This is a genomic window from Rhizobium sp. SRI_017, from assembly GCF_057586295.1.
In genome coordinates this window covers 45898-68110 of record NZ_JBYCZP010000022.1, presented here as the reverse complement: position 1 = coordinate 68110, position 22213 = coordinate 45898, and the positions used below count along the sequence as shown (strand labels likewise).

At 61.6% G+C, this 22213-nt stretch carries 25 protein-coding genes; 12 read left to right on the top strand and 13 right to left on the bottom strand.

The genetic code is table 11. The annotated features are described in order from the left end of the window. Nucleotides 1–106: 106 nt before the first annotated feature. Nucleotides 107–979: a dienelactone hydrolase family protein gene (locus AC2YI2_RS30960; protein ID WP_487390388.1), complete on the top strand. Its 873-nt coding sequence runs from the start codon at nucleotides 107–109 to the stop codon at nucleotides 977–979. Nucleotides 980–1095: 116 nt separating this feature from the next. Further along, on the top strand, nucleotides 1096–1872 hold the full coding sequence (locus AC2YI2_RS30955; protein WP_487390387.1) for a dioxygenase family protein: 777 nt from the start codon (nucleotides 1096–1098) through the stop codon (nucleotides 1870–1872). A gap of 3 nt (nucleotides 1873–1875) precedes the next feature. Here AC2YI2_RS30955 and AC2YI2_RS30950 read toward each other — a convergent pair whose 3' ends face one another. From AC2YI2_RS30950 to AC2YI2_RS30925, 6 genes are all read right to left on the bottom strand, one after another. Then, nucleotides 1876–2838, bottom strand: a complete 963-nt coding sequence (locus AC2YI2_RS30950; protein WP_487390386.1) for a VOC family protein — start codon at nucleotides 2836–2838, stop codon at nucleotides 1876–1878. 84 nt (nucleotides 2839–2922) lie between these two features. Continuing rightward, nucleotides 2923–3162 carry a sulfurtransferase TusA family protein gene (locus tag AC2YI2_RS30945; protein WP_487390385.1) on the bottom strand — a complete coding sequence of 80 codons (240 nt, stop codon included), beginning with the start codon at nucleotides 3160–3162 and terminating at the stop codon, nucleotides 2923–2925. After that, nucleotides 3159–4601 (bottom strand): L,D-transpeptidase family protein, encoded by a 1443-nt coding sequence (locus tag AC2YI2_RS30940; protein WP_487390384.1) that lies wholly within the window; start codon nucleotides 4599–4601, stop codon nucleotides 3159–3161. Before AC2YI2_RS30940 ends, AC2YI2_RS30945 begins: the two co-directional genes overlap by 4 nt. Nucleotides 4602–4798: 197 nt before the next feature. Continuing rightward, entirely contained in the window at nucleotides 4799–5749 is a 951-nt protein-coding gene (locus AC2YI2_RS30935) for an acetyl-CoA carboxylase carboxyltransferase subunit alpha (protein WP_487390383.1), read from the bottom strand. Nucleotides 5750–5794: 45 nt separating this feature from the next. Then, on the bottom strand, nucleotides 5795–6736 hold the full coding sequence (locus tag AC2YI2_RS30930; protein WP_487390382.1) for a site-specific tyrosine recombinase XerD: 942 nt from the start codon (nucleotides 6734–6736) through the stop codon (nucleotides 5795–5797). A 9-nt stretch (nucleotides 6737–6745) separates the two neighbouring features. Then, on the bottom strand, nucleotides 6746–6910 hold the full coding sequence (locus AC2YI2_RS30925; RefSeq protein ID WP_487390381.1) for a hypothetical protein: 165 nt from the start codon (nucleotides 6908–6910) through the stop codon (nucleotides 6746–6748). Nucleotides 6911–7070: 160 nt separating this feature from the next. Between AC2YI2_RS30925 and AC2YI2_RS30920 the strand changes: the two genes are divergently transcribed. Genes AC2YI2_RS30920 through AC2YI2_RS30910 form a run of 3 tightly spaced genes read left to right on the top strand, consistent with a single transcriptional unit; the run spans nucleotide 7071 to nucleotide 9620 of the window. Next, complete coding sequence (locus AC2YI2_RS30920) at nucleotides 7071–7655, top strand: shikimate kinase (protein ID WP_487390380.1); 585 nt, start codon at nucleotides 7071–7073, stop codon at nucleotides 7653–7655. Then, on the top strand, nucleotides 7652–8773 hold the full coding sequence (aroB, locus tag AC2YI2_RS30915; RefSeq protein WP_487390379.1) for a 3-dehydroquinate synthase: 1122 nt from the start codon (nucleotides 7652–7654) through the stop codon (nucleotides 8771–8773). Before AC2YI2_RS30920 ends, aroB begins: the two co-directional genes overlap by 4 nt. A 1-nt stretch (nucleotide 8774) precedes the next feature. Next, the gene (locus AC2YI2_RS30910) at nucleotides 8775–9620 is read left to right on the top strand and encodes a transporter associated domain-containing protein (RefSeq protein WP_487390378.1); all 846 of its coding nucleotides are present in this window, start codon (nucleotides 8775–8777) and stop codon (nucleotides 9618–9620) included. A gap of 249 nt (nucleotides 9621–9869) precedes the next feature. Here AC2YI2_RS30910 and AC2YI2_RS30905 read toward each other — a convergent pair whose 3' ends face one another. Beyond that, on the bottom strand, nucleotides 9870–11858 hold the full coding sequence (locus tag AC2YI2_RS30905) for a CocE/NonD family hydrolase (protein WP_487390377.1): 1989 nt from the start codon (nucleotides 11856–11858) through the stop codon (nucleotides 9870–9872). 148 nt (nucleotides 11859–12006) lie between these two features. Between AC2YI2_RS30905 and AC2YI2_RS30900 the strand changes: the two genes are divergently transcribed. Further along, entirely contained in the window at nucleotides 12007–12387 is a 381-nt protein-coding gene (locus AC2YI2_RS30900; protein WP_487390376.1) for a YkvA family protein, read from the top strand. A gap of 3 nt (nucleotides 12388–12390) precedes the next feature. Here the strand turns inward: AC2YI2_RS30900 and AC2YI2_RS30895 are convergent, their stop codons facing one another. Beyond that, on the bottom strand, nucleotides 12391–13341 hold the full coding sequence (locus AC2YI2_RS30895) for a LysR substrate-binding domain-containing protein (RefSeq protein ID WP_487390375.1): 951 nt from the start codon (nucleotides 13339–13341) through the stop codon (nucleotides 12391–12393). 142 nt (nucleotides 13342–13483) lie between these two features. Here AC2YI2_RS30895 and AC2YI2_RS30890 point away from each other — a divergent pair, with 142 nt between their 5' ends. Together AC2YI2_RS30890 and AC2YI2_RS30885 are read left to right on the top strand one after the other, a co-directional pair. After that, on the top strand, nucleotides 13484–13768 hold the full coding sequence (locus AC2YI2_RS30890; RefSeq protein ID WP_487390374.1) for a DUF1127 domain-containing protein: 285 nt from the start codon (nucleotides 13484–13486) through the stop codon (nucleotides 13766–13768). A gap of 258 nt (nucleotides 13769–14026) precedes the next feature. Next, entirely contained in the window at nucleotides 14027–14281 is a 255-nt protein-coding gene (locus AC2YI2_RS30885; RefSeq protein ID WP_487390373.1) for a DUF1127 domain-containing protein, read from the top strand. Nucleotides 14282–14329: 48 nt separating this feature from the next. Here the strand turns inward: AC2YI2_RS30885 and AC2YI2_RS30880 are convergent, their stop codons facing one another. Continuing rightward, nucleotides 14330–14944 (bottom strand): TetR/AcrR family transcriptional regulator, encoded by a 615-nt coding sequence (locus AC2YI2_RS30880; RefSeq protein ID WP_487390372.1) that lies wholly within the window; start codon nucleotides 14942–14944, stop codon nucleotides 14330–14332. A 186-nt stretch (nucleotides 14945–15130) separates the two neighbouring features. Here AC2YI2_RS30880 and AC2YI2_RS30875 point away from each other — a divergent pair, with 186 nt between their 5' ends. After that, nucleotides 15131–16003, top strand: a complete 873-nt coding sequence (locus AC2YI2_RS30875; RefSeq protein ID WP_487390371.1) for an NAD(P)-dependent oxidoreductase — start codon at nucleotides 15131–15133, stop codon at nucleotides 16001–16003. 7 nt (nucleotides 16004–16010) lie between these two features. Here the strand turns inward: AC2YI2_RS30875 and AC2YI2_RS30870 are convergent, their stop codons facing one another. Beyond that, complete coding sequence (locus AC2YI2_RS30870) at nucleotides 16011–16412, bottom strand: ACT domain-containing protein (RefSeq protein ID WP_487390370.1); 402 nt, start codon at nucleotides 16410–16412, stop codon at nucleotides 16011–16013. Nucleotides 16413–16431: 19 nt separating this feature from the next. After that, nucleotides 16432–17646, bottom strand: a complete 1215-nt coding sequence (locus AC2YI2_RS30865) for a polyhydroxyalkanoate depolymerase (protein ID WP_487390369.1) — start codon at nucleotides 17644–17646, stop codon at nucleotides 16432–16434. Nucleotides 17647–17753: 107 nt separating this feature from the next. Between AC2YI2_RS30865 and AC2YI2_RS30860 the strand changes: the two genes are divergently transcribed. Together AC2YI2_RS30860 and AC2YI2_RS30855 are read left to right on the top strand one after the other, a co-directional pair. Beyond that, nucleotides 17754–18410 carry a glutathione S-transferase gene (locus tag AC2YI2_RS30860; RefSeq protein ID WP_487390368.1) on the top strand — a complete coding sequence of 219 codons (657 nt, stop codon included), beginning with the start codon at nucleotides 17754–17756 and terminating at the stop codon, nucleotides 18408–18410. 214 nt (nucleotides 18411–18624) lie between these two features. Further along, complete coding sequence (locus AC2YI2_RS30855) at nucleotides 18625–19395, top strand: CHAP domain-containing protein (RefSeq protein WP_487390367.1); 771 nt, start codon at nucleotides 18625–18627, stop codon at nucleotides 19393–19395. A gap of 13 nt (nucleotides 19396–19408) precedes the next feature. On the opposite strand, the gene AC2YI2_RS30850 is transcribed toward AC2YI2_RS30855, so the two are convergent. Together AC2YI2_RS30850 and rirA are read right to left on the bottom strand one after the other, a co-directional pair. After that, nucleotides 19409–20335 carry a carbohydrate kinase family protein gene (locus AC2YI2_RS30850; protein ID WP_487390366.1) on the bottom strand — a complete coding sequence of 309 codons (927 nt, stop codon included), beginning with the start codon at nucleotides 20333–20335 and terminating at the stop codon, nucleotides 19409–19411. A 92-nt stretch (nucleotides 20336–20427) separates the two neighbouring features. Next, the gene (gene rirA / locus AC2YI2_RS30845) at nucleotides 20428–20883 is read right to left on the bottom strand and encodes an iron-responsive transcriptional regulator RirA (protein ID WP_487390365.1); all 456 of its coding nucleotides are present in this window, start codon (nucleotides 20881–20883) and stop codon (nucleotides 20428–20430) included. 173 nt (nucleotides 20884–21056) lie between these two features. Between rirA and AC2YI2_RS30840 the strand changes: the two genes are divergently transcribed. Then, nucleotides 21057–22097: a Fe(3+) ABC transporter substrate-binding protein gene (locus AC2YI2_RS30840; protein ID WP_487390364.1), complete on the top strand. Its 1041-nt coding sequence runs from the start codon at nucleotides 21057–21059 to the stop codon at nucleotides 22095–22097. The last annotated feature ends 116 nt before the right edge of the window (nucleotides 22098–22213 follow it).

Sequence of the window (22213 nt, the reverse complement as noted above, 5' to 3'; positions counted from 1 at the left end):
CAATTTTGACTGCGCGGCGCCCGCATTTGCGATGCCGGATGTGGCCTTTGCCTTACTCGCGGCTAAGGTGGCTGACAGCAAAGGGACAAGCAGGGAGCGAAACGCCATGGAACAGCCCCGGATTACCCAGGCCATGATCGATGCCTATGATGAATATACGCATCTGACACTCGATCGCCGCGCCTTCATGCAAACGCTCAAGAGATTGGCCGGTTCGGGTGCCGCCGCAGCAGCGATCGCGCCGCTTCTGGCGGCCAGCCAGGCCGCCGCCGAAGTGGTGTCGGTCGACGATGCGCGGCTGACGACCACCGACCTCACCTACCGCGGCGCGCCCGGCGACATCAAGGCCTATGCGGCCATGCCCAAGGACGCCACCAAGCTGCCGGCGGTGATCGTGATCCATGAGAATCGCGGCCTCAACAATCACATCAAGGACGTGACGCGCCGCATGGCGCTCGAAGGCTTTCTCGCCATGGCGCCGGATATGCTGTCCCCCTCGGGCGGCACGCCCGAGGACGAGGACAAGGCGCGCGAGATGATCGGCGCGATCACGCCTGACATCTATGGCACCAATCTTGTTGCCGCAGTGGAATTTCTCAAGACGCATGCGAATTCGACCGGCAATGTCGGCGCGATCGGCTTCTGCTGGGGAGGCGGCCAGGTGAACCGGCTGGCAACGCTGTCGCCCGATCTCAAGGCGGGCGTCGCCTATTACGGTGCTCAGCCTCCGGTCGAGGACGTGCCCAAGATCACGGCGGCGCTGATGCTGCACTATGCCGGGCTCGACGATCGGATCAACAAAGGCATCGACGCCTACAAGGCGGCGCTTGAGGCTAACAAGAAGGACTTCCAGATCTTCATCTATGAGGGCGCCAACCACGCCTTCAACAACGATACCTCGGCGGCCCGCTACAACAAGGAAGCGGCCGACCTGGCATGGTCCAGGACAGTCGAGTTTTTCAAGCAGAAACTCGGCTGACCCCGCGGCCGGGGCTCGCCCCCGTCCCGGCCGCACCACTTATCGACTATGATTTAGTTTGGAATTTTCACGGCTTGCGCTAGATCAGCCCGGCGACGACGAGCTTGAGAAGCAGCATGAAGAGAAGGACCCTGATCCTTGGTGGACTGGCCGTCGCAGGCAGTGCGGCAGGTGTTGCGCTCTGGCCAGGACGGCATGGCGCCATAGCCGCGCGGAGCTTCGACTGGAAAGGCAGCGATTTCCTCTCTGGCGGGACGCGAGCCGTGTCAACCGGCAAGTTGCCGCCGCCGGTCTTTCGCGAGCGACCGAATTGCAGCACGACCGTTGCCCAGACGCTCGGACCCTGCCATGTCAACGGCGTGCCGGTGCGGCCCGACATTACCGAAGGCAGGACGGGCCTGCCGATGCGCGTTGCCTTCCGGCTGGTTCATGCCGGCGATTGCCGCCCCATCGAAGGCGCCGATGTGGAAATCTGGCATACCGACCATCGTGGCGTCTATTCCGGTCGCGAAGCCGCCGCCATGTGTACCCTCGATGATGCCGAGGCGCTGCAGGGACTGGCCTTTCGTGGCCGGCAATCGACGGATGCCAACGGTGTGGCGGCATTCATGACCGCCTATCCGGGCTGGTATTCGGGCCGCACGATCCACATTCACTGCCGGATCGTGACAGGGGGCCGGGAATTGCTGGTCAGCCAAATCTATTTCGACGACAATCTGAGCGACATCGTCTACGGCCAGCATCCGGATTACGAAGGCCGGCCGGCGCGGGACACCCGCAACGGTGACGACAACATCATCCCGATAAAGGACACGGAAAACTACATGTTCGACTTCGAAAAGCTCGACGGCGGCGTGCTATCGTCCTCGATCACGATCGGCGTCGCGGCCTGAGTCTCACACCGCGCTGACGAACTTGACGCGCGTGCCCCACGGGTCCAGCGCTTCGACCGTGTCGCCCTGCTCGTGGAAGTCGCTGCCCGCGGCCGTGAGCCGGCGGCGCAGGCCGTCCATCAAGGGTTCGGAAACCGAGAAGGCGAGGTCGTCGAGGCCGTTCATCTTCTCGTCGCGCAGGCCCGCGCCGCGGCTGCGCCAGACATTGGCGCCGATATGGTGGTGGTAGCGGCCATTGGCGAGGAAGATCGCGCTGGCATCTGGGATCTTGGCCATCATGTCGAGCCCGGCGGTCTTCAGATAGAAGTCCTCGGCCTTGGCGGTATCGCCGACACGCAGATGCACATGCCCGATGCGGAAGCCTTCGGGTGCCACGTAAGGCATGGTGGCGTCGCCCGGCAGGCCGGCGACGAGGCTGTCGATGTTCAGCCTTTCCGTTGCCATGGCAATCTGGTCTCCGTTCCAGCGCCAGGTCTCGGGCGCGCGGTCGGCATAGACCTCGATGCCATTGCCCTCGGGATCGTCGAGATAGAGCGCTTCCGAGACGAGATGATCCGAGAAGCCGGTAAAGGGCACGCCGTTCTTGACGGCGAAGATCAGCCATTTGCCGAGCGAAGCGCGGTCCGGCATCAGGAAAGCCGTATGGAACAGGCCGGCCGAACGGCCGCTGTCGGGCTCGCCGGCGGGGCGCGCCTTCAGCGTCAACAGCGCCTGGCCATCCTTGCCAAGCACGCTCTCGCTCTCGTCCTGTGAAAAGATATCCATGCCCATGATCTGGTTATAGAACCCGGTCATCATGGGCAGGTCGCGTACTTTCAGCGACACCGAGCGGATATGGATCGGCCGCGTGACGGCGAAACTGGGTGCTGCCTCTGCGGCAGGGGCGAGCGAAGTTAGCGACATGGCAATGGTTCCCGTAGCGACGAACTGGAGCACGGCGCGGCGGGATAGATCGTGTTCTGACATGGTTTTCCCGTAGGCTGGCTGCTTTCGACAAGAGATGAGCCTATCGAGGGGGAAATGCAACATCGCGCCGGGGAGATAGAGCGTTCACACTTTCTTGCGGATCACGAAGCGGTGGCCGCCATCCGTCTTCTCCTGCGAGACGAGTTCATGGCCGTTCTCGTTGCAGAAATGTGGAATATCGATGGCGGAAAGAGGGTCGGTGGTCTCGACCTCGAGCAGCGTGCCGGATCGAACCGCCGACAGGCGGTTCTCGGTCTTGAGGACGGGATAGGGGCATTTCAACCCGCGGAGATCGAGCCGGATAAGCGCGTCGTCCGGCTTCACCAGACCTTCCAGAACGGCTTTTCCTTCGGCTTGTCGGCTTCGGTCGTCACGACCGGCGCAGCGACAGGCTTTTCTTCGGCACCATCGGCCGGCGTCTTGGCGGAAACCTTTTCGTCCATCTTCTTCTTGGACTGCGTACCTTCGGTCATGACAGGAAGTGCTGCCGGATCGGCCGTGGTCACCTCAACGGGCGGGGCGGCCTTGATCTTCTTTTCCCAGACCTTCCAGAACGGAACCTCGGCTTCCTGCTCTTCGGCCGCATAGGCCTGCATCACCGGCTTGACGGGATTGGCTTCGGGAACCGGGATCTTCGCCTTGGCCAGGCGCTTCTCGATCTTTTCCAGTTCCTTTTGCTTTTCCGCGGCGATCTTCTTGCGGTATTCGACTTCGGCGACCGAGATATATTCGACGGTCGGCGGCAAGCCGCGCATCTTGGCTTCTATCTTCTTTTTCGCCTCACTATAGGAGGCGACCGAGTCAGACGTCTCGGTACGCTTGGCCGACGGATCGACGACGACATAGTTGGCGTCGTTCGGGATGTTGGCCACCTTGCCCATGCGGCGAGCAAGACGTTCCTGTGCCTTGCGGTCCCATTCGGTCGTATCCTTCCAGGAGGCCGGATACTTGTTCGCCGCCGCGTTGAAGGCGGTCTCGTAGGTCTTCGAATAGCTTTGATAGGCTGAAGTCAGCGCCGGCGGCGTGCCGGAATCGCAGCCGCCGACCTGGTTGAAGACATATTTCTTGCCGCAGACGTCGATAACCGGGGGACGATGCGTGATCTCGAAATGGTCGTAGCCGACCTTGAGGTTCTTCCAGAATTCGTAATGTTCCGAGGACCGGTGCTTGGCCATGTTCTCGGCGGTCATCCGGAACGGGAAGGCCTGGATCTGGAAGCTCTTCTGGCCGCCCTTGAAGGCGTCGCGCGCGAAGGCGAAGACCTGCAGCACGGCAGCATCGGAGATCGAGTAGCAGCCCGACGACGAGCAGGCACCATGGATCATCAGGTTGCGACCCGAGCGGCCATAGGCCCGGTCGAACTTGTTGGGATAGCCCATGTCGAAGGAGAGATAGTAGCCCGAGCGTGGATTCATCTGGGCGGGCGTGACCGTGTAGAAGCCCTCCGGCGCCTGGCGGTCGCCTTCCTTCTTCTTCGGGCCGAGCTGGCCCGACCATGCACAGATCGGATAGGTGCCGACGAGTTGGTAGCGGTCCTGCGAATTGGCCTTCCACACCTCCATGACCGCTTCCTGCTTGAAGATGCGCATCATGATCGGCGACGACATGGTGAGATTCATCTTGACGAGCTTCTGGCGCATCTTCGCCGGAAGCGGATGTTCCACCCGGTTCGAGACGTGCTCGACACCGAGCGTCTCTTCTGTGCTGCAGCCCGTCAAAAGGCCCAGCCCCAACGCCAGTACAAGTCCGTGAGAGAAACGCATGCCCAAAACGTATCCAACCTTGTCCACTTGCGCGCCGGCGAGGCGCCGCGATTCCAGCTCGCTATATACGGCAAAATTGGTTACCGGACTATTCACATCCGGTTAACCAGTGCAAGCCAATCCGTCGCGGGAAACCGCAATCGTTTCAGAGAGAAGGAATGTGGCCGAGTTTAGGCGAAAATCGGCCGGCAAGGGTGCTAACCGAGCTGGCGGCCCATATTAAGGAATTTCTGGCGCCGATCCTGGCGGAGATCGCCCGATCCCTTGAGTTCGCCGAGCGCCTGCGCAATGACATCGCCGGTCTGGCTGATGACCCTCTCAGGCGCTCGATGAGCGCCACCGACGGGCTCTGGAATGATGCCATCGATGATTCCGAGCGACTTCAGGTCCTCGGCGGTGATCTTCATGTTCTGCGCCGCTTCCTTGGCGCGGGTCGAATCGCGCCACAGGATGGATGCCGCACCTTCCGGCGAGATCACGGAATAGATTGCATGCTCCAGCATATAGACGCGATTGCCGGTCGCGATCGCGATCGCGCCTCCCGAACCGCCTTCGCCGATGACGACGGAAACGATCGGAACGCGCGCATTGAGGCAGGCTTCGGTCGAGCGGGCAATCGCTTCGGCTTGGCCGCGCTCCTCGGCACCGACGCCGGGATAGGCGCCTGCGGTGTCGATCAGCGTCACGATCGGCAGCCTGAAACGATCGGCCATCTCCATGATGCGGATGGCCTTGCGATAGCCTTCAGGCCGTGCCGAACCGAAATTGTGGCGGATGCGGCTCTTGGTGTCGTTGCCCTTTTCCTGGCCGATCAGCACGACGGGTTCGCCGCGGAAGCGCGCAAAGCCGGCCTGGATCGCATCGTCATTGGCGAATTTGCGGTCGCCGGCAAGCGGGGTGAATTCCGAGAACAGCTGGCGCTGGTAGTCGATGAAATGCGGACGGTCAGGATGACGGGCCACCTGGGTCTTCTGCCAGGGCGTCAGCTTGGAATAGATGTCGATCGTCGCGTCGCGCGCCCGGGCCTCGAGCCGGTTGATCTCGTCCGAGGTGTCGATGCTCTCGTCCTGCTCGGCGAGCGTCTTGAGCTCGATGATCTTGCCTTCGAGATCGGAGATCGGCTTTTCGAAATCGAGATAGTTGTGCATGGTCACCCGTTCACAGCGTCAGGGATAGTTCCCGCCGGTGGCGCTCTAATCCCCGTTTTTTGCGGCTTTTGCAAGAGGGTGATGCGTTTCCACCAGTTCCCGCAATGCCTCGTCCAGTACATGGGTGTAGATCTGAGTGGTGGAAATGTCCGAATGCCCCAGCAGTTCCTGGACCACGCGGAGGTCGGCTCCATTGGCGAGGAGGTGGCTGGCGAAAGCGTGGCGGATCACATGCGGCGACAATGCCGCCGCCGATATGCCGGCGCGAGCCCCGAGGCTCTTGAGATCGCGAGCAAAGACCTGCCGGGCAAGATAGCCGGTGGCGCTGTCGGCCGGGAAGAGATAGGCGAATTCCTTGTCGCCATGCACGGCCTTCAGTTCTGCGCCATAGGCGGCGACGGCGGCCATGGCGGCCTTGGTGAGCGGCACGAGCCGTTCCTTGTTGCCCTTGCCGCGGATGATCAGGAAGCGGCCACTCTCGGCAAGGACGCGCGCCGAGAGCGAGACCAGCTCGGTGACGCGCATGCCGGTGGCATAGCAGAGTTCGAGCAGCGCCAGCAGGCGCAGCCGTTCCAGCCGCCCCGGACCTTCCCGCACAGCTTCCTCGGCCGCGAGAGACAGCAGCCGGTCGATATCGGCCTGGCTCAGGGTCTTCGGCAGCGGCCGGCCCTTCTTGGGCGCGTCCAGGATGCCGGTCGGGTCGTCGCCGCGGATGTTTTCCGCATAGAGGAATTTGTAGAACTGGCGTATCGCGGAGAGCCGCCGCGCCTGCGATGAGGCCTTGTAGCCCTCCCGGGCCATCTGCCCGAGAAAGGCTTGCAGGTCCGCGGTTCCGGCAGCGCCGAGTGTCGTGTTGCGCGTGCGCAGGAATGCCGATAGCTCGTCGAGGTCCTTTTCGTAGGAGGTAAGCGTATTCTTGGCTGCGCCGCGCTCGGCGCTCATCATTTCCAGGAAGGCTTCTGCATGGGCGGCCGAGAGATCGCGCATGGTCTCTCCTTACTGGGTGGGTACCTGAGACGGCGGGTTGGTCCGCTCCGATGGGATCTCGATCGTCGCATCCCGCGGCCTCGGCTCGACGAGATGGGCGAGCGAAAAGAGGATGGCATAGATGATACCGGCAATCAGCGCGCACCAGTAGAGGAAGCGGAACAGTGTGGGCATCGGCCGGCCGGGGGGTCCTTGATCTCGATTCGGGGACAGGCTTTCCTGTTATGGTCGGGCTCAAACGCTTGTGCAAGGGTGAAAGCCGAGAAGTGCGCGGCCTTGACGCACGAATGTCCTGCCCCTAGGACACACTGAAACACGCGGGAACGAGAAGCACATGGAGGGGATGGCGATCTTCGAGCCGACGACGGCCGACCGTGCCAAACAGGTTCTGGGCAAGCGCAATCTCGTGCTCGTCGGGCTGATGGGTGCGGGCAAGTCGGCTATCGGCAAGCTGGTCGCCTCCGAACTCGGCATACCCTTTATCGATTCCGACCACGAGATCGAACGCGTCTCCCGCATGACCATCGCCGAACTCTTCGAGAAATATGGTGAGCCGGAGTTCCGCAAGCTCGAGAACCGCGTGATCAAGCGCCTGCTGCGATCAGGCCCGCGCGTGCTCTCGACCGGCGGCGGCGCCTTCATGAACGGCGACACGCGCGGCTCGATCAAGGCCGCCGGCGTCTCGATCTGGCTCGATGCCGATCTCGAAACACTGTGGGAGCGGGTGATCAAGCGCGACAACCGTCCGCTGCTCAAGACCGAGAACCCGAAGCAGACGCTCGAGAACCTGATGATCGCGCGCTATCCTGTTTATGCCGAGGCCGATCTCGCGGTGAAATCGCGCGACGTGAAAAAAGACATCGTGGCCGCCGAGGTGATCGCCGCCGTGGCATCGCTTGCAAATGAGAATGCGAAATGACTGAACTGGAAAAGACCGTCCGCGTCGAACTTGGCGACCGGTCCTATGACATCCTGATCGGGCCGGGCCTCATCGCACGCGCCGGCAAGCAAATCGCCGCCCGCCTCAAGGGCCGCCGCATGGCAGTGATAACCGACGAGCATGTCGGCGCGCGCTATCTCGAAGTGCTAACCGCGAGCCTCTCGGCCGAGGGCATTTCCGTCTTCCCGCTGACACTGCCGGCCGGCGAGAAGACCAAGAGTTTCGATCCCTTGATCCGCAGTTGCGACCACATTCTCGAAGCCAAGATCGAGCGCAACGATGCGGTCATCGCGCTCGGCGGTGGGGTGATCGGCGACCTCACTGGCTTCGCCGCCGGTATCGTCCGTCGCGGCACGCGCTTCATCCAGATCCCGACCTCGCTGTTGGCCCAGGTCGATTCCTCGGTCGGCGGTAAGACCGGCATCAATTCGCGCCACGGCAAGAACCTGATCGGCGTGTTCCACCAGCCGGATCTGGTGCTGGCGGATACCGACGTGCTCGATACGCTGAGCCCGCGGGAATTCCGCGCCGGCTATGCCGAAGTCGCAAAATACGGATTGATCGACAAGCCTGACTTCTTCGAATGGCTGGAAGCAAACTGGCGCGACATGTTCGAGAAGGGTGGTGCGGCGCGCATCCAGGCCATCGCCACGTCCTGCCAGGCCAAGGCTGATGTCGTGGCGCAGGACGAGCGCGAGAATGGTCTGCGGGCTCTGCTCAATCTCGGCCATACCTTCGGCCACGCATTGGAAGCGGCGACGGAATATGACTCCGCGCGGCTGGTCCATGGCGAGGGCGTGGCGATCGGTATGGTGCTGGCGCACCAGTTTTCCGCCCGCATGAACCTTGCAAGCCCGGATGTGGCCAGGCGCGTTGAAAAGCATCTCAAGGAGGTCGGCCTGCCGGTCTCCATGGGTGAGATCCCTGGCGGCCTGCCGCCGGCTGAGATGCTGCTCGAAGCCATCACCCAGGACAAGAAGGTGAAGGGCGGCAAGCTGACCTTCATCCTCACCCGCGGTCTCGGTCAGTCTTTCGTCGCCGACGACGTGCCGGCCTCCGAAGTCCTGTCCTTCCTCCGGGAAAAGCTGGGGGGCTGACATGCGCTGGCTTGCCTCGTTCGGCCACTGGCTGACCCGCATCGCGGGCGAAGGCGAACGTGACGGCGGGCGCGAACCCGAGCAGAACGGCAGCACGCCGCGTGAACACGGCAATGGCGGCGCCCGAGCGCGAGACAGCTGGAAAGAACTCGACGAGCGCGAGATTTCCGACGTCATGATCCACCGCACGGTCATGAAGGGGATCAACGCTGATGATCCGCCCGAGGCCGTGGTGCGTGCGATTCTCGACAGCCAGTTCACCCGCATGCCGGTCTGGAAGAACTCGACCGACAATATCGTCGGCGTCATCCACGCCAAGGACATCCTCCGTGCGCTGACCAATGGCGAGGCCCGGCCGGAGACGCTCGAGGTCATGAAAATCGCCGACCGGCCCTGGTTCGTGCCTGATACCACCAGCATGAAGGACCAGCTTGCTGCCTTCCTGCGCCGCAACACGCATTTCGCCGTCGTGGTCGACGAATACGGCGATGTCCAGGGCCTGATCACCATGCAGGATATCCTGGAAGAGGTGGTCGGCGACATCGACGACGACCGCCAGCCGGACCTGTCGGGCGTGCGCAAGGAGGCGGATGGGTCGATTGTCGTCGACGGTTCGGTCTCGATCCGCGACTTGAATCGGGCCATGGGTTGGTCGCTGCCGGACGAGGATGCGACGACGATCGCGGGACTGGTGATTTATGAGAGCCGCTCCATCCCGGAGGAGCGCCAGTCGTTCACTTTCCACGGGAAGAGATTCATCGTGATGAAGCGGGCGAAGAATAGAATTACCCGGCTAAGGATCCGGCCGGCAAATGAGGTTCTGCTGCTGGCGCCGCCGGGGCGGTAGGGTTTCCCGCACAGCTCGCGAGCTGCCTTTCACCCCTCACCAAGCGCGTCCAGCGATCGGCTTTGCCTCTCGCGGACTTGCTATCCTCTCCCACAAGGGGAGAGGTAGGGTGCTACAAGCGCCTCTCCCGGTGAAGCGAGACGGTGCCGTGAATTTACCTCTCCCCTTGTGGGAGAGGATACGAAGGCCGGGCGAGCGCAGCGAGACCTTGGCCGAAGTTGGTGAGGGGTGAAAACGTCGGACTCCTCGTTACATCATATCCCGCGGAATAACCTTCTCGAACATCTTCTCGAAGAACTGCTCGTCCCCATCAAACGCCTTCACCTCGGCGCTGATCACCCAGTTCTCGGCCGTGCAGGTCATCTTCGCGCTAGACACCGTTCGGACGAACCAGCCGTCGCGAGCCATGTCGCAGACCCAGCTCGCCTCGCCGACCATCGACAGCGGATTGCCTTCTGATATCGACCATTCCTCCTCGCGGACCTGGCGCGTGCCGAGCCCGGTATCGGGATGTTCGTAGCGGCCTGTGTCCTCATGGATGCGGTAGACCGTCTTGCCAGTCGACAGTTCGCGGGTGACGCTGCGGCGTGAGGCGGCGGGCAACTGCTCGAGGTAGTTGGGCAGGGGATTGGGATCCTCCGGCTCCTTCATCTCGATCCGCTCGGCTGCGCCGAGCTTCGGCAGCGAGAGTTCGATCGAACCCGTATCGATCGTCAGCGTGGCGTCATAGGGCGGCGGCAGCATGATCGGCCAGTAGCTGGTCGAGAGCGACAGCCGGATGCGGTGGCCCGGCGCGAAGCGGTAGCCCATGGCGTCGAGATCCATCTCGATCTCGGTCGCCTCGCCGGGCGTGAGTGCCTCGGGATGTTCGTTGGACTTGCGATGCGCGAGATTGAGCACGCCGAAGGCAACGCGCAGCGACGAGCCGTCGGGATGGACGTCGACGATGCGGGCGCAGAGATTGGCGAGCGGCGCGTCGGATTTCAGAACGAGCTTGAGCTTGGCCATGCCGAGATAATCTTGCGCTTCGGTGAGCAGATCCGTCTCGAACACCAGCGAGCCGGCATCGTCGCCGCGCTGGTCGATGGCCATTTCGACATCGGGCTTAAGGGTGAAATATTCGCCCGAGGACGTGCCGGTATCAAGTGGCGAGCGCAGCAGGACATCGCCTGTGCCGCCCTTGGCCTTGCCGAGGGTGCCGTCCGTCCCGATGGCGAGAACATCCTTCTCCGGGGCGCTCCAGCGCTCCTTGGCGATCCAGAAGCCAGGATCGAAGTCACGGCGCAAAGCAGGCTTCACCGCGTCCATGATATAGGCCCGCACCTGCGGCAGGTCCTCCGCACCGTTCTGCTCGTCGCGCAGCCAGCGGTTCCACCAGCGGATCGCCTCGCCGTGGAAATCGGCGCGCGGCTTCGGCCAGGCGAAATGCGGGTACTTGTGAACCCACGGCCCGATGATCGCTTTGGACTTCGCGCCCATGCCCTCGATTGCCTTGATCGGGGTGTTGCGATAGCCGTCGGCCCAGCCGGCGATGACCAACGATGGGATTTCGACATCGTCGAAATTCTCCGAGATCGAACCATGCTTCCAGAAGTCGTCACGGCGCTGGTGCTGCAGCCATTCTTCCATGAAGAAGGGCTCCTTCTCCAGCCGCTCCTGCCACATCTCGCGCCAGCGGTTTCCGGTGAGCTCAGGATCGGGGGAACGCGACTGATAGGCCAGCATCGTAGCTGCCCAGGAGAGTTGGGCGGAGAGATGCGTGCCGTTCTTGTAGTGGATGTCGTCGTTGTAGCGGTCGACGGTCGAGGCGATCGAGATCACCGCCTTGAGCGGCTTGGGTCGGAGCGCCGCCACCTGCAGGCAGTTGAAGCCACCCCAGGAAATGCCCATCATGCCGACCGAGCCGTTCGACCAGGGCTGTGCTGCGATCCATTCGATCAGTTCCACCGCGTTGGCCAATTCGAGCGGCGTATATTCGCCGTCGATCACGCCGTCGGACTCGCCCGAGCCGCGGATGTCGACGCGCACGCCGGCAATGCCTGCGGCCGCGAAGACCGGATAGGTCGATTCATCGCGCGGGCTCGTTCCGTCACGCTTGCGATAGGGCAGGAACTCGAACACCGCCGGGACGGGGTCGCTCTCGGCATCGTCGGGCATCCAGATGCGGGCGGCGAGGCGGGTGCCGTCTTTCAGCGTGATCCACTGGTTTTCGATGGTGGTGAAGGAACGGCCGGTCATGGTATGCACTCGCGATTGGATGGAGAATCTCGGGGGAGAAACTCAGACATATTAGGTCGACTGTCCAGCCGTCGATTGTTGGAAAGCGGCCAGTGCTGCTTTGATTCCGCTGCTCGCATTGGCCCCGTGCTCAGACTAAGCTGACCTCATGACTTTCCTGGAACGAATGAAGGCCTGGGCTCGGATCATCAAGCGCGACATCGCGACCCTATGGCTTGCGGCGCGGCATCCCGGTGTGCCCTGGTACGCAAAGGCAATTGCAGCTGCGACGGTCGCCTATGCGCTGTCGCCGATCGATCTCATTCCGGGTTTCGTACCAGTGCTCGGCTATCTCGATGACCTCATTATCGTCCCCGCGGGCATCCTGCTGGCGGTAAGGCTGATTCCCGCCATTACGCTGGCGGAACTGCGTAGCCAAGCCGACGCAGCCGGCCGCCTGCCCAAGAGTCGTGCGGGCCTCATTGTGATCGTCGTGACTTGGCTGCTTGCGGCAGCGGCCCTGGCAGGCTGGCTGCTGGGTGGCCGCTAGCCTTTACCAGCCCGGCGTCAGAGCCGCGGCGCGCACGCGGCCGGTACGCGGGAAGACGCCGATGTCGCGCGCCATCTCATCGTCCACACCAGGCGGCGTGATATTGTCGAGGCAGGCGCTGATATGAGCGGTGATGGCATTGGTGAGCGAAGTCGACAGGCCCGTCCGCTTCATGATGCCGATCTGCACCGGCGCGAGCGGCGGAAAGCCATCGGGCTGGCCGAGTACCTTCATGCCTGTGCGCAACGCCGATTCCGGCAGGACGGAAACTGCCATGCCGGCGAGCACGGCCGAGGCCACGACGGTCGACGACCAGCTGGTGAACAGGATTTGGTATTCGCGGCCGATCGCATCGAGTGAGGCGCAGGCGAGCCGACGCCACTGACAATCGCGGCGGCCCACTGCGAGCGGCACCGGCGCATTCTCAGGCAGCGGATGGTTGGCCGACATCACCCAGCAGAGCGGCTCGGTCCGCACCACCTCGGATTCACGCTCGAGCGGATTGTGGGTCACCAGCGCAATATCGAGTTCGCCCTTGGCCATCTTCTCGGCAAGGTCCACGGAGGGCTCGCAAACGATGTAGAGTTCGACATTGGGATGCGAGCGGGCGAAGCGCTGGATGATCTCGGGCATGTAGCGGTCGGCATAATCGTCAGGCGTGCCGATGCGCAAGGTGCCCTCGAGCCGGTTGTCGTCGAAAGCGGCGACAGCCTCGTTGTTGAGGCGGATGATCCGGCGGGCGTAGTTGAGCAGCTTCTCACCCTCGGGCGTCAGTCGGTTGCCCCGTCCGTCCTTGACGAAGAGCGGCTTTCGGATGCGCTCCTCCAGTCGCCGCATCTGCATGGAAACAGCGGACTGGGTCTTGAACACCCTGTCGGCGGCCTTGGTGAAACTGCCGGCGTCGGAGATGGCAACGAATGTCTGCAATTGATCAATATCGAGAGGTGAGACCATGACGAAGCTCATTCATAAGGATGATTGATGGTTATCATTAAAAACATTCGTTGGACTGATCAATAGATTTCTTGCATCTTTTCAGCATCGAAACGACGGCCCGACCAACCGCCAAGTAAGCGGGCCGGTCAAGGAGAGACCCATGTCCATCTGTGAAGAAGCGCCCGCAAGCGCGATTGCGGGCAGAGGTAGCTATTTGTCAAAATTCAGCGTGGTCGCGCTTTTTGAGCACGCCGGTTCGATGCTGACATCCTGGCGAAATCGCCGGCTCGTCGTGAGCATGCGCGACTTCGACGATGCGCAACTCGCCGATATCGGCCTGACCCGCCGCGACGTCGAGAGTGCGCTCAAGATGCCGAGCCTGGATCCGACCCAGCACCTCATCGTTGCGCGGCAGAATCCGCTCAAGGGCGTGCGCCACCGCTGACAGTTTCTTGTCAGCATGCGTTGTAGAGTTTGAAACGTTCTGACCTCCCGACTGAACCGTTTCCCCGCAGGGTGTCCGCCAAGCTACCCTGCATTCTTGCCCGGTCTGTTGCCATCCCAGGCAACCGGCCGGGCTTTTTCTTTGTTGTTTCAAGAGTTTCCGCCGTGGTTCAAAGCTGTTTCCATCGTGTAACCTTTGAAACAGCCAGCGCCTGTTCTCCAACTGTATAACGCCGTCCAACTACAGGAGAACACAACGATGACCATGATCACTGAAAGCCAGGGCGCCGCCCACCCCCTCGCCTCGACCGGCCTCATTGCTTCGGTCGTCCGCCTCGTCGCCGCCTATCGCAACAACCGTCGCGCCTTGCAGGATCTTGCAGCGATGGAAGACTATCTGCTCCGCGATATCGGCCTTTCGCGCGCCGACGTCCTGCGCGCTTCGGGCGCCGAATTCGGCGCTGACCGCATGGCCATGCTGGACCACGCCCGCAGCCGCGGCATGGGTCGCTAATCACGCAACCGAGCCGGATAAATCTATCGCCTGACGATGGCGCGCGTTTCAAACGGGGGCGGTGAACAGAGACAACTGCCCCCGGATGATCGCCTTGAAGTCGCCGAGCACGCTGGCATTGTCCGGCTGTTCCCAGACCGCCAGGCGGACCGCGCCAAAGGCGAGATGGAACATCAGGAAAGCCGCGCGGCGGAATTCCTCATGTCTTATCTCGGGTATGAAACGCTCGCCGTTTCGACAGAAGCACTCCGCCTGACGACGTGTGGCCGCGAGATCGAGATGCGTCAGGGCCTTGTCGGCCTGCACGGCGTTGAGCAGGTCGAGGATCGTCGAGTCCTCCGTCACGCGGGAGTAGAAGTAATCAAGCAGCTCGGAAGCGGCCTCCATCAGCTCGGCGACGTCGGTGACCTCAGAAAACCGGGCTTCGACAAGCCCGTCGAGTTCTTCCGACCATTGCGCGAAAAGCATGGCGAGGATGGCCGACTTGTTGGGGAAATATTGATAGACGGAGGAAATCGGCCCGCCTGCCAGCGCGGCGATCTCGCGCATCTTGACCGCATCGATACCCTTTTCCCCGATCAGCTTCTTGGCTGCGGCGAGAATTTCCTCAACCCTTCCGCGACTGCGCTGTTGCTTCGGGGGACGCCTGAGACGAGTATCCATTCCAACTGTATTCCGATTCCATAATTTAGACCTGAGGAGTTTCTACGCAGAAGCCAAGCCCCGGATCATGTCGTGCCGAAATAAATTGTTCATTTATTGACGATCGTCAGTATTACGGTGGCGAATTGTAGCTTCGGGTGTGGATTGCTATAAGGCGCCGGCTGCCACGCCAACCGGATCATGCTCATGCCGCTCAGAATCGCCTTTCTCGGAACCGGTCTCATGGGCGCGCCCATGGTGCGCAATCTTCTCAAGGCCGGCTTCCCCGTGGCGGCCTGGAATCGCAACGCCGACAAGGCGGAGCCGCTACGCGCTGATGGCGCGGATATTGCCGGTTCTGCGGTGGATGCCGTGCGGGATTCGGATATCGTGATCACCATGGTGTCGGACGGGAGCGCGGTACGCGCGCTTCTCGACGGCGGCGTGGCGGAAGCGATGAGACCGGGCGCTGTCTTCATCGACATGAGTTCGATCAAGCCACGCGAGGCGCGCGACCATTTCGATCTTCTCAAGGCCAAGGCTATCAGCGCACTCGACGCCCCGGTCTCCGGCGGCACCAAGGGCGCCACCGACGGCACGCTGGCCATCATGGCCGGCGGCGAGGAAGCGGCTTTCGAGACAGCCAGGCCGGCGCTCTCGGCCATGGGTCGCCCCACCCTTGTCGGCCCGCCCGGCACCGGCCAGCTCGCCAAGCTCGCCAATCAGGGCATTGTCGCCACCACGATCGGCATTGTCGCCGAGGCCATGCTGCTGATGCAGTCTGCCGGCGCCGACATGAACCGATTGCGCGAGGCGCTGAAGGGGGGATTTGCCGATTCGGTGATCCTCCAGCAGCACGGCAAGCGCATGGCGGATAACGACTTCACGCCCGGCGGCCGGTCGTCGTTGCAGCTCAAGGATTTGAACAACCTGTTGGAAGAAGCGGCAGCGCTAAGGCTAAAGTTGCCACAGGCGGAGCTGCAGCAGCAGCGGTTCCATCGCTTCGTGCATGAACTCGATGGGGCGGACCTGGATCACGCCGGGCTGTTCTTGGAGTTGAAGGATCGGCAGAAAGGTTGAGAGCGATTTATCGATACCGTTCCGACAATCCTCTCAAAGCCGCCATCGCCCGATCGGCGTCATTCGCGCCCACGAAAATATGGTCGTGATAATATCCAGCCACGACGTTAGCGCTGATGCCATGACGCGTGAGCTCCGTCGCGAAGGCGGCAGTGAGCCCGACCGCTTCGAGCGAGGAATGCACGGTCAGAGTAATCTGCTGCAACGGTTTGCTGGCGACAATAGCTGGGTGCCCGGCATCATGGGCCGGTAATATCAGGGTCGTGCCTTCGGCTTCCTGGAAGGTGCCGATCGGTTCGAGCCCCGCTGGAATGTCATGGCCCTCTATTGTCGCAAAGACGAAGGCGCCCGGCTGTAACTCCGGCTGCATGGTCGCGAGCAGCTTTCCGAGATCTTCTTCGCCCGCCATGTCGCCTCCCGCTTCGGTCCTATTCCATGCTGAGGATGTGGTTGCGCACAACCGGATAGATCTCGTTCTCCCAACGCCTGCCGTTGAACACGCCGTAATGGCCGACATTGGCCTGCAAGTGATGACGCTTGAGATGCGGCCGGAGCGACGAGCAGAGCTCATGTGCCGCGGCAGTCTGTCCCATCGAACAGATGTCGTCGCGGCCGCCTTCCACGGTCAGCAGGGCGGTGCGGCGGATGGCTGCGGGATCGACCTTCTTGCCGCGGTAGTTGAAATCGCCTGTCGCAAGCTCCGCCCTGTGGAACACGCGGTCGATGGTCTCGACATAGAATTCCTCGGTCAGGTCGAGGACGGCGAAATATTCGTCGTAGAAGTCCTTGATCTTGGTGGCTTCCTTGATCTCGCCCTTGGCGAGATGGTCGAAGAGCTTCTTGTGGGCGTTGCGGTGGCGATCCATGTTCATCGCCATGAAGGCAATCAATTGCAGGAAACCGGGATAGACACGCCGCCCGCCTCCGCCATAACGCGCCGGCACCGTCGAAATGACTGAGTTTTCGAACCATTTCAGTGACTTGGAGACAGCGAATTCATTGACCTCGGTCGGGCTCTCGCGCGGGTCGATCGGGCCGGCCATCAGCGTCATGGACCGCGGCGTGCAGGGATGGCTCTCCTGCGACATGACAGCGACAGTTGCCAGCCCCTGGACGCAGGGTTGGCAGACCGCGAGGATATGCGCACCCGGACCGATCGCTTCCAGGAAGCGGATGACATAGGCCACATAGTCGTCGACGCCGAAAGCCCCGGCCGAAAGCGGTACGTCGCGCGCATTGGCCCAATCGGTGATGTAGACGTCATGGTCGCGCAGCAAAGTTTCCACCGTGCCGCGCAGAAGCGTCGAGAAATGCCCGGAGAGCGGAGCAATCACGAGCACTTTTGGCTGAGGTGCCTCGATATCCTTCTTGAAATGCAGAAGCTTGCCGAAAGGCAGGTCGAGCGCGACGTCTTCGGTCACGTCGGCCATGGTGTTGCCGGTCGCCACCTTCGCAATTGCGAAATCGGGGCGCGCGTGCGTCAACTCGTTGCGCGAGATCATTTCGAGCGCCGCGAGATATTCTCCGGCGACGAATTTCCGCATGCCGCCAAAGCGGGAGTTCAACGTTTCCAGCATGCTGCGCGCCCATAGGCGCCATGGCGCCCAGAGATCATCCTGCAGCTGGTAACCCCGGTACAGCATGCCCACCCCCGTACCTTTTCCATTGTGCAATGCGAAAAACTAGTGCATTTTTTCCGGGCTGGCCAGCACTTCTTTTTGGGGCGGCAGAGTGCGCGGAGTAGATCGAAATGCCGGAGACGTCTCTCACCATCTCATCAAAGAATTATTCGTCCTGGTCGCTGCGCGGCTGGCTGCTTTGCAAGATGGCGGGATTGAACTTCCGGGAGGTCATGATCGACCTCGACGACCCCAATGCGCGGCGCGAGCTGTTGCTCCTCTCGCCCTCTGTTCTGGTGCCGCGGCTGACCCATGGCGATGTCGTGGTCTGGGACACGCTGGCGATCGCCGAATATCTCAACGAGACCTTCCCGAAGAAGAACCTGCTGCCCAAGAACAAGGTGGTCCGGGCACATTGCCGTGCGGTGAGCGGCGAGATGCATTCCGGCTTCTACAATCTCCGCTCGGCACTCTCGATGAACATCAAGGCACGGCACGAGACCTTCAAGGTCTTCACCGGCGCGCGGCCTGATATTGAACGCATCAAGGCGATCTGGTCGGAATGTCTAGAGACCTATGGTGGTCCCTGGCTCTTCGGGGAACATCCCAGTGTCGCTGACGCCATGTATGCGCCGGTCTGCTCCCGTTTCCTGACTTACGCCGTCGATCTTCCGCCCGACCTCGCGGCCTATCGCGACCGCATACTTGACTGGGACCTGATGCGCGAATGGACCGAGGGCGCCAAGGCCGAAGCCGACGAGATCATCGAGCTCGAAGTCGAGTTTTAAGCCGGCTAATTTCCTTAACTCCGTTTCGACCTCCGAGCGATTGCAACCCGATTCTCGCTTGCCTAGAATTTGGTTGCATTTGTTTTTATTGCAATTTATGGTAAATATGCCAGTCTAAAATACGGGGCCGGTTCCAAGCCAACTCATTGAAACTCAAACAGGCTGCACGTGCGTTTCGTGCGGCAAGGCGACCTTTGTCGCCAGGAGGAGAAATATGCTTGGACTTCTCAAACTTGGTCTCGCTGGCGTGCAGGTATTCCAGCTCATCAACGACCTCAAGGGTGCCGGATTCGAAGCCGAAGGCAACAATGGCAATGTCTTTACCTCGGCCGTGAAGCTTGCCGTGATGGCATTCCAGTCCGCCAATATCGGTCCGAACTTCCAGCCACTGAAGGTCGACGGCGAGGTCGGGCCCTTGACGCAATGGGCGCTTGATGTCGCACTCGGCCGAAAGCATCTGCCCGACTTTCCGCCCGCGCCTGCGCCGGCCGACACCGGCAAGCCGGCGACCGTATCAGACATCGGCTGGAACGCGCTGAAGATTGCCCGCCGGGAAGTCGGCAAGGGCGAGAAGGGCGGCGACAACAAGGGTGCGGATGTGATGCGCTATCACGCCGTGACTGGCGCGCCCGAAGGCGCAAGCTGGTGTGCATCCTTCGTCTCCTACTGCTTCAAGGAAGGCAATCCGGGCAATATGCCCTATCAGGCGACGGCCGGCGCGCGCGAGACATTGAAGCGGTTCAAGGACAAGGGTTGGACCTACTTGGCAAGTGTCGCCAATCCGCCGGAACCCGGTGACATCATCGTCTTCTGGCGCGGCACCAAGACGGGTTGGATGGGCCATATCGGCATTGTCGAGGCCTACGAGGACGGTCTCGTCAAGACGATCGAAGGCAATCGCGGCCCGTTCCCGTCGCTTGTGCGGCGTTATACCTACACGCTTGGGCAGATCGACAAGATACTGGGCTGGGGCCGCGTGCCTTGATCGCGCTGGGCTCTTAGAGCCCCACTTCCTTCGCCCAGGGCGGATTGGCGCCGGCGCGCGAGACAGTGACCGCGGCGACCTTGGCTGCCAGCGCCAACGCATTGTGGATCGCTTTCTCGTCAAGGCTCGCAACCTGGGCCTTGGTGAGGAGATTGTCGCGACGGAGTGAAGCCAGCACGCCGGCGTCGAACGTGTCGCCGGCGCCGATCGTGTCGACCACCGTGACCTTCTCGCTGGGGACCTCGACCTTGTGCGATCTGGTGTAGCCGACTGCGCCCTCGGCGCCCTTGGTGATGACCACCAGCTTTGGGCCAATGTCGAGCCACTTGCCGGCCAGCGTGTCGTGGTCGCCTGACATGCCGAACCATTCGAGGTCTTCATCAGAAAACTTGATGATATCAGACTGCGCCGCCATGCGCATGATGCGGTCGTAATGGGCTTGCTTGTTCTTGATGAACCCTGGGCGGATATTCGGATCGAGCGATATGACGCTCTTCTCGTGCTCGCGCGCAAGCAGGGCCTCGTATGTGCCGCCGCAGGGATCGGGGATCAGGCTGATCGCGCCGAAATGCAGCGCCTCGATATCATTGCCGAGCGTGGGCAGATCATCGACGGTGATCATCCGGCCGGCGGTGTTCTCGTCATAGAAAGCATAGGTCGCTGACCCGTTGACCAGCTTGACGAAGGCTACCGTGGTTGGGCGCGACGAGATGGCACAGGGGCTGTCATCGACGCCGGACGCCTTGAGAGTCTCGCGCAACACGTCGCCGAGCATGTCGTCGGAAAGGCCGGTGAAGAAGCCGGTGGGGATGCCGAGCCGGCCGAGTGCGATGGCCGTATTGAAGATCGCGCCGCCCGCATAGGGGGCATAGGCATTTTCGCCGAGCGTCGATTGACGCGGCAGCATGTCGATCAGCGCTTCCCCGCAGCACAGGATCATGTCCGAAGCCTCCCTCTCGATGTGTCTTTCAATCGATTAGAACAACGGCCATGAAAATGCCAGCGCATTTCGATGCGCCGGCGGAAATCGGGTCAGGCGGCGGCGGTTGCCGGGATTTCGAGGCCGAGCAGCATATGGATCTGGGGGCGCGCCTTGACGAGGTCGTCGATCGTATATTCCGACAGCACGTCGAAGAAGGCGTTGAGCGCGCGGCGCAGCGCCGAATTCAGCCCGCAGCTGTCGATCAGTGGGCAATCGACGGCACCTTCATCGAAGCATTCCGCCATCGAGAAACTCTCTTCCGTGACGCGGACGACATCGAAAAGCGTGATCTTGTCGGCAGCTCTACCGAGCCGCACGCCGCCGTTGCGACCGCGCAGGGTCTCGACCAGGCCGGCCTTGTGCAGCGGCTGCAGGATCTTGAACAGGAACAGCTCGGAAACGTTGTAGGCCCTGGCAATCTCGGGAATGCGGCTCAGCTTGTCGCCGTTCGCGGCACAGTACATCATGATGCGCACTGCATAATTCGTCTGCTTTGTCAGCCGCATGCGGTTCTCCTGGGCGGTTCGTAACCGTCTATATAGACGGTAATGTAGTTTGGAACAATTCCAAAAAGTGGAAAATCACAATCATGTTAGGAATGCGATTCAGCCATTGACTTATGGTGCAACCGACGTACTAGACCAAAAGTTTACTAAATTAGCCAAGTTTGGAGGGCACCATGGCAAAAGCCACATCGATTCTTTCACTCGCCTCGACGCTGACGCTGCTCGGCGCAGCTTTTCCCGCTCTCGCCGATGGCGAAGTGAACGTCTATTCCTATCGTCAGCCCGAACTGATCAAGCCGCTGCTCGACGCCTTCACCAAGGAAACCGGCATCAAGACCAACGTGCTTTTCCTGGACAAGGGTCTCGTCGAGCGCATCCAGGCCGAGGGAGAGAACTCCCCCGCCGACGTGATCCTTACTGTGGACATCGCCCGCCTGACGGAAGCCAAGGACGGCGGCGTGACGCAGCCGGTCAGTGACGAGACCATCAACAAGGACATCCCGGCCAATTTCCGCGACCCTGACGGCGCCTGGTTCGGCCTGACCACGCGCGGCCGCGTGATCTATGCCTCCAAGGAACGCGTGAAGGACACTGCGATCACCTATGAGGAACTCGCCGATCCCAAGTGGAAGGGCAAGATCTGCATGCGCGACGCGCAGCATTCCTACAATATCGGCCTTTTCGCCTCGATGATCGCCCATCACGGCGCCGACTATACCGAAAAGTGGCTCACGGGCCTCAAGGCCAATCTCGTTTCCAAGCCCAATGGCTCCGACCGCAGTCAGGCCAAGGCGATCTTCGCTGGCGAATGCGATCTCGGCCTCGCCAACACCTACTATCTCGGGGTCATGATGACCAATGAGAAGGAGCCGGAGCAGAAGGATTGGGCGAGTGCTGTCAACATCCTGTTCCCGAATGCCGGCGATCGTGGCACTCATGTGAACATTTCCGGCATGGCCTTGGCGAAGAATGCGCCCAACAAGGACAATGCGCTGAAGCTGATGAAATTCCTCTCTGCAGGCGACGCGCAGAAGATCTATGCCGAGCAGGTTTTCGAATATCCCGTTCTGCCGGGCGCAGAGCCGTCTGCCATCGTCAAGGGTTTCGGCCCGATCAAGCCCGATACGCTGCCGCTGGTCGAGATCGCCAAGAATCGCAAGCTGGCGTCGGAACTGGTCGACAAGGTTGGTTTGAACGACGGGCCGACGGAATAGAGGTGAGTTGGTTTAACCCTCACCAAGCGCGCCCAGGCATTCGACTATGTCTGATGCGGGCTTGCTATCCTCTCCCACAAGGGGAGAGGTAGGCGCCTCAGTCGCCGGCCTCACTT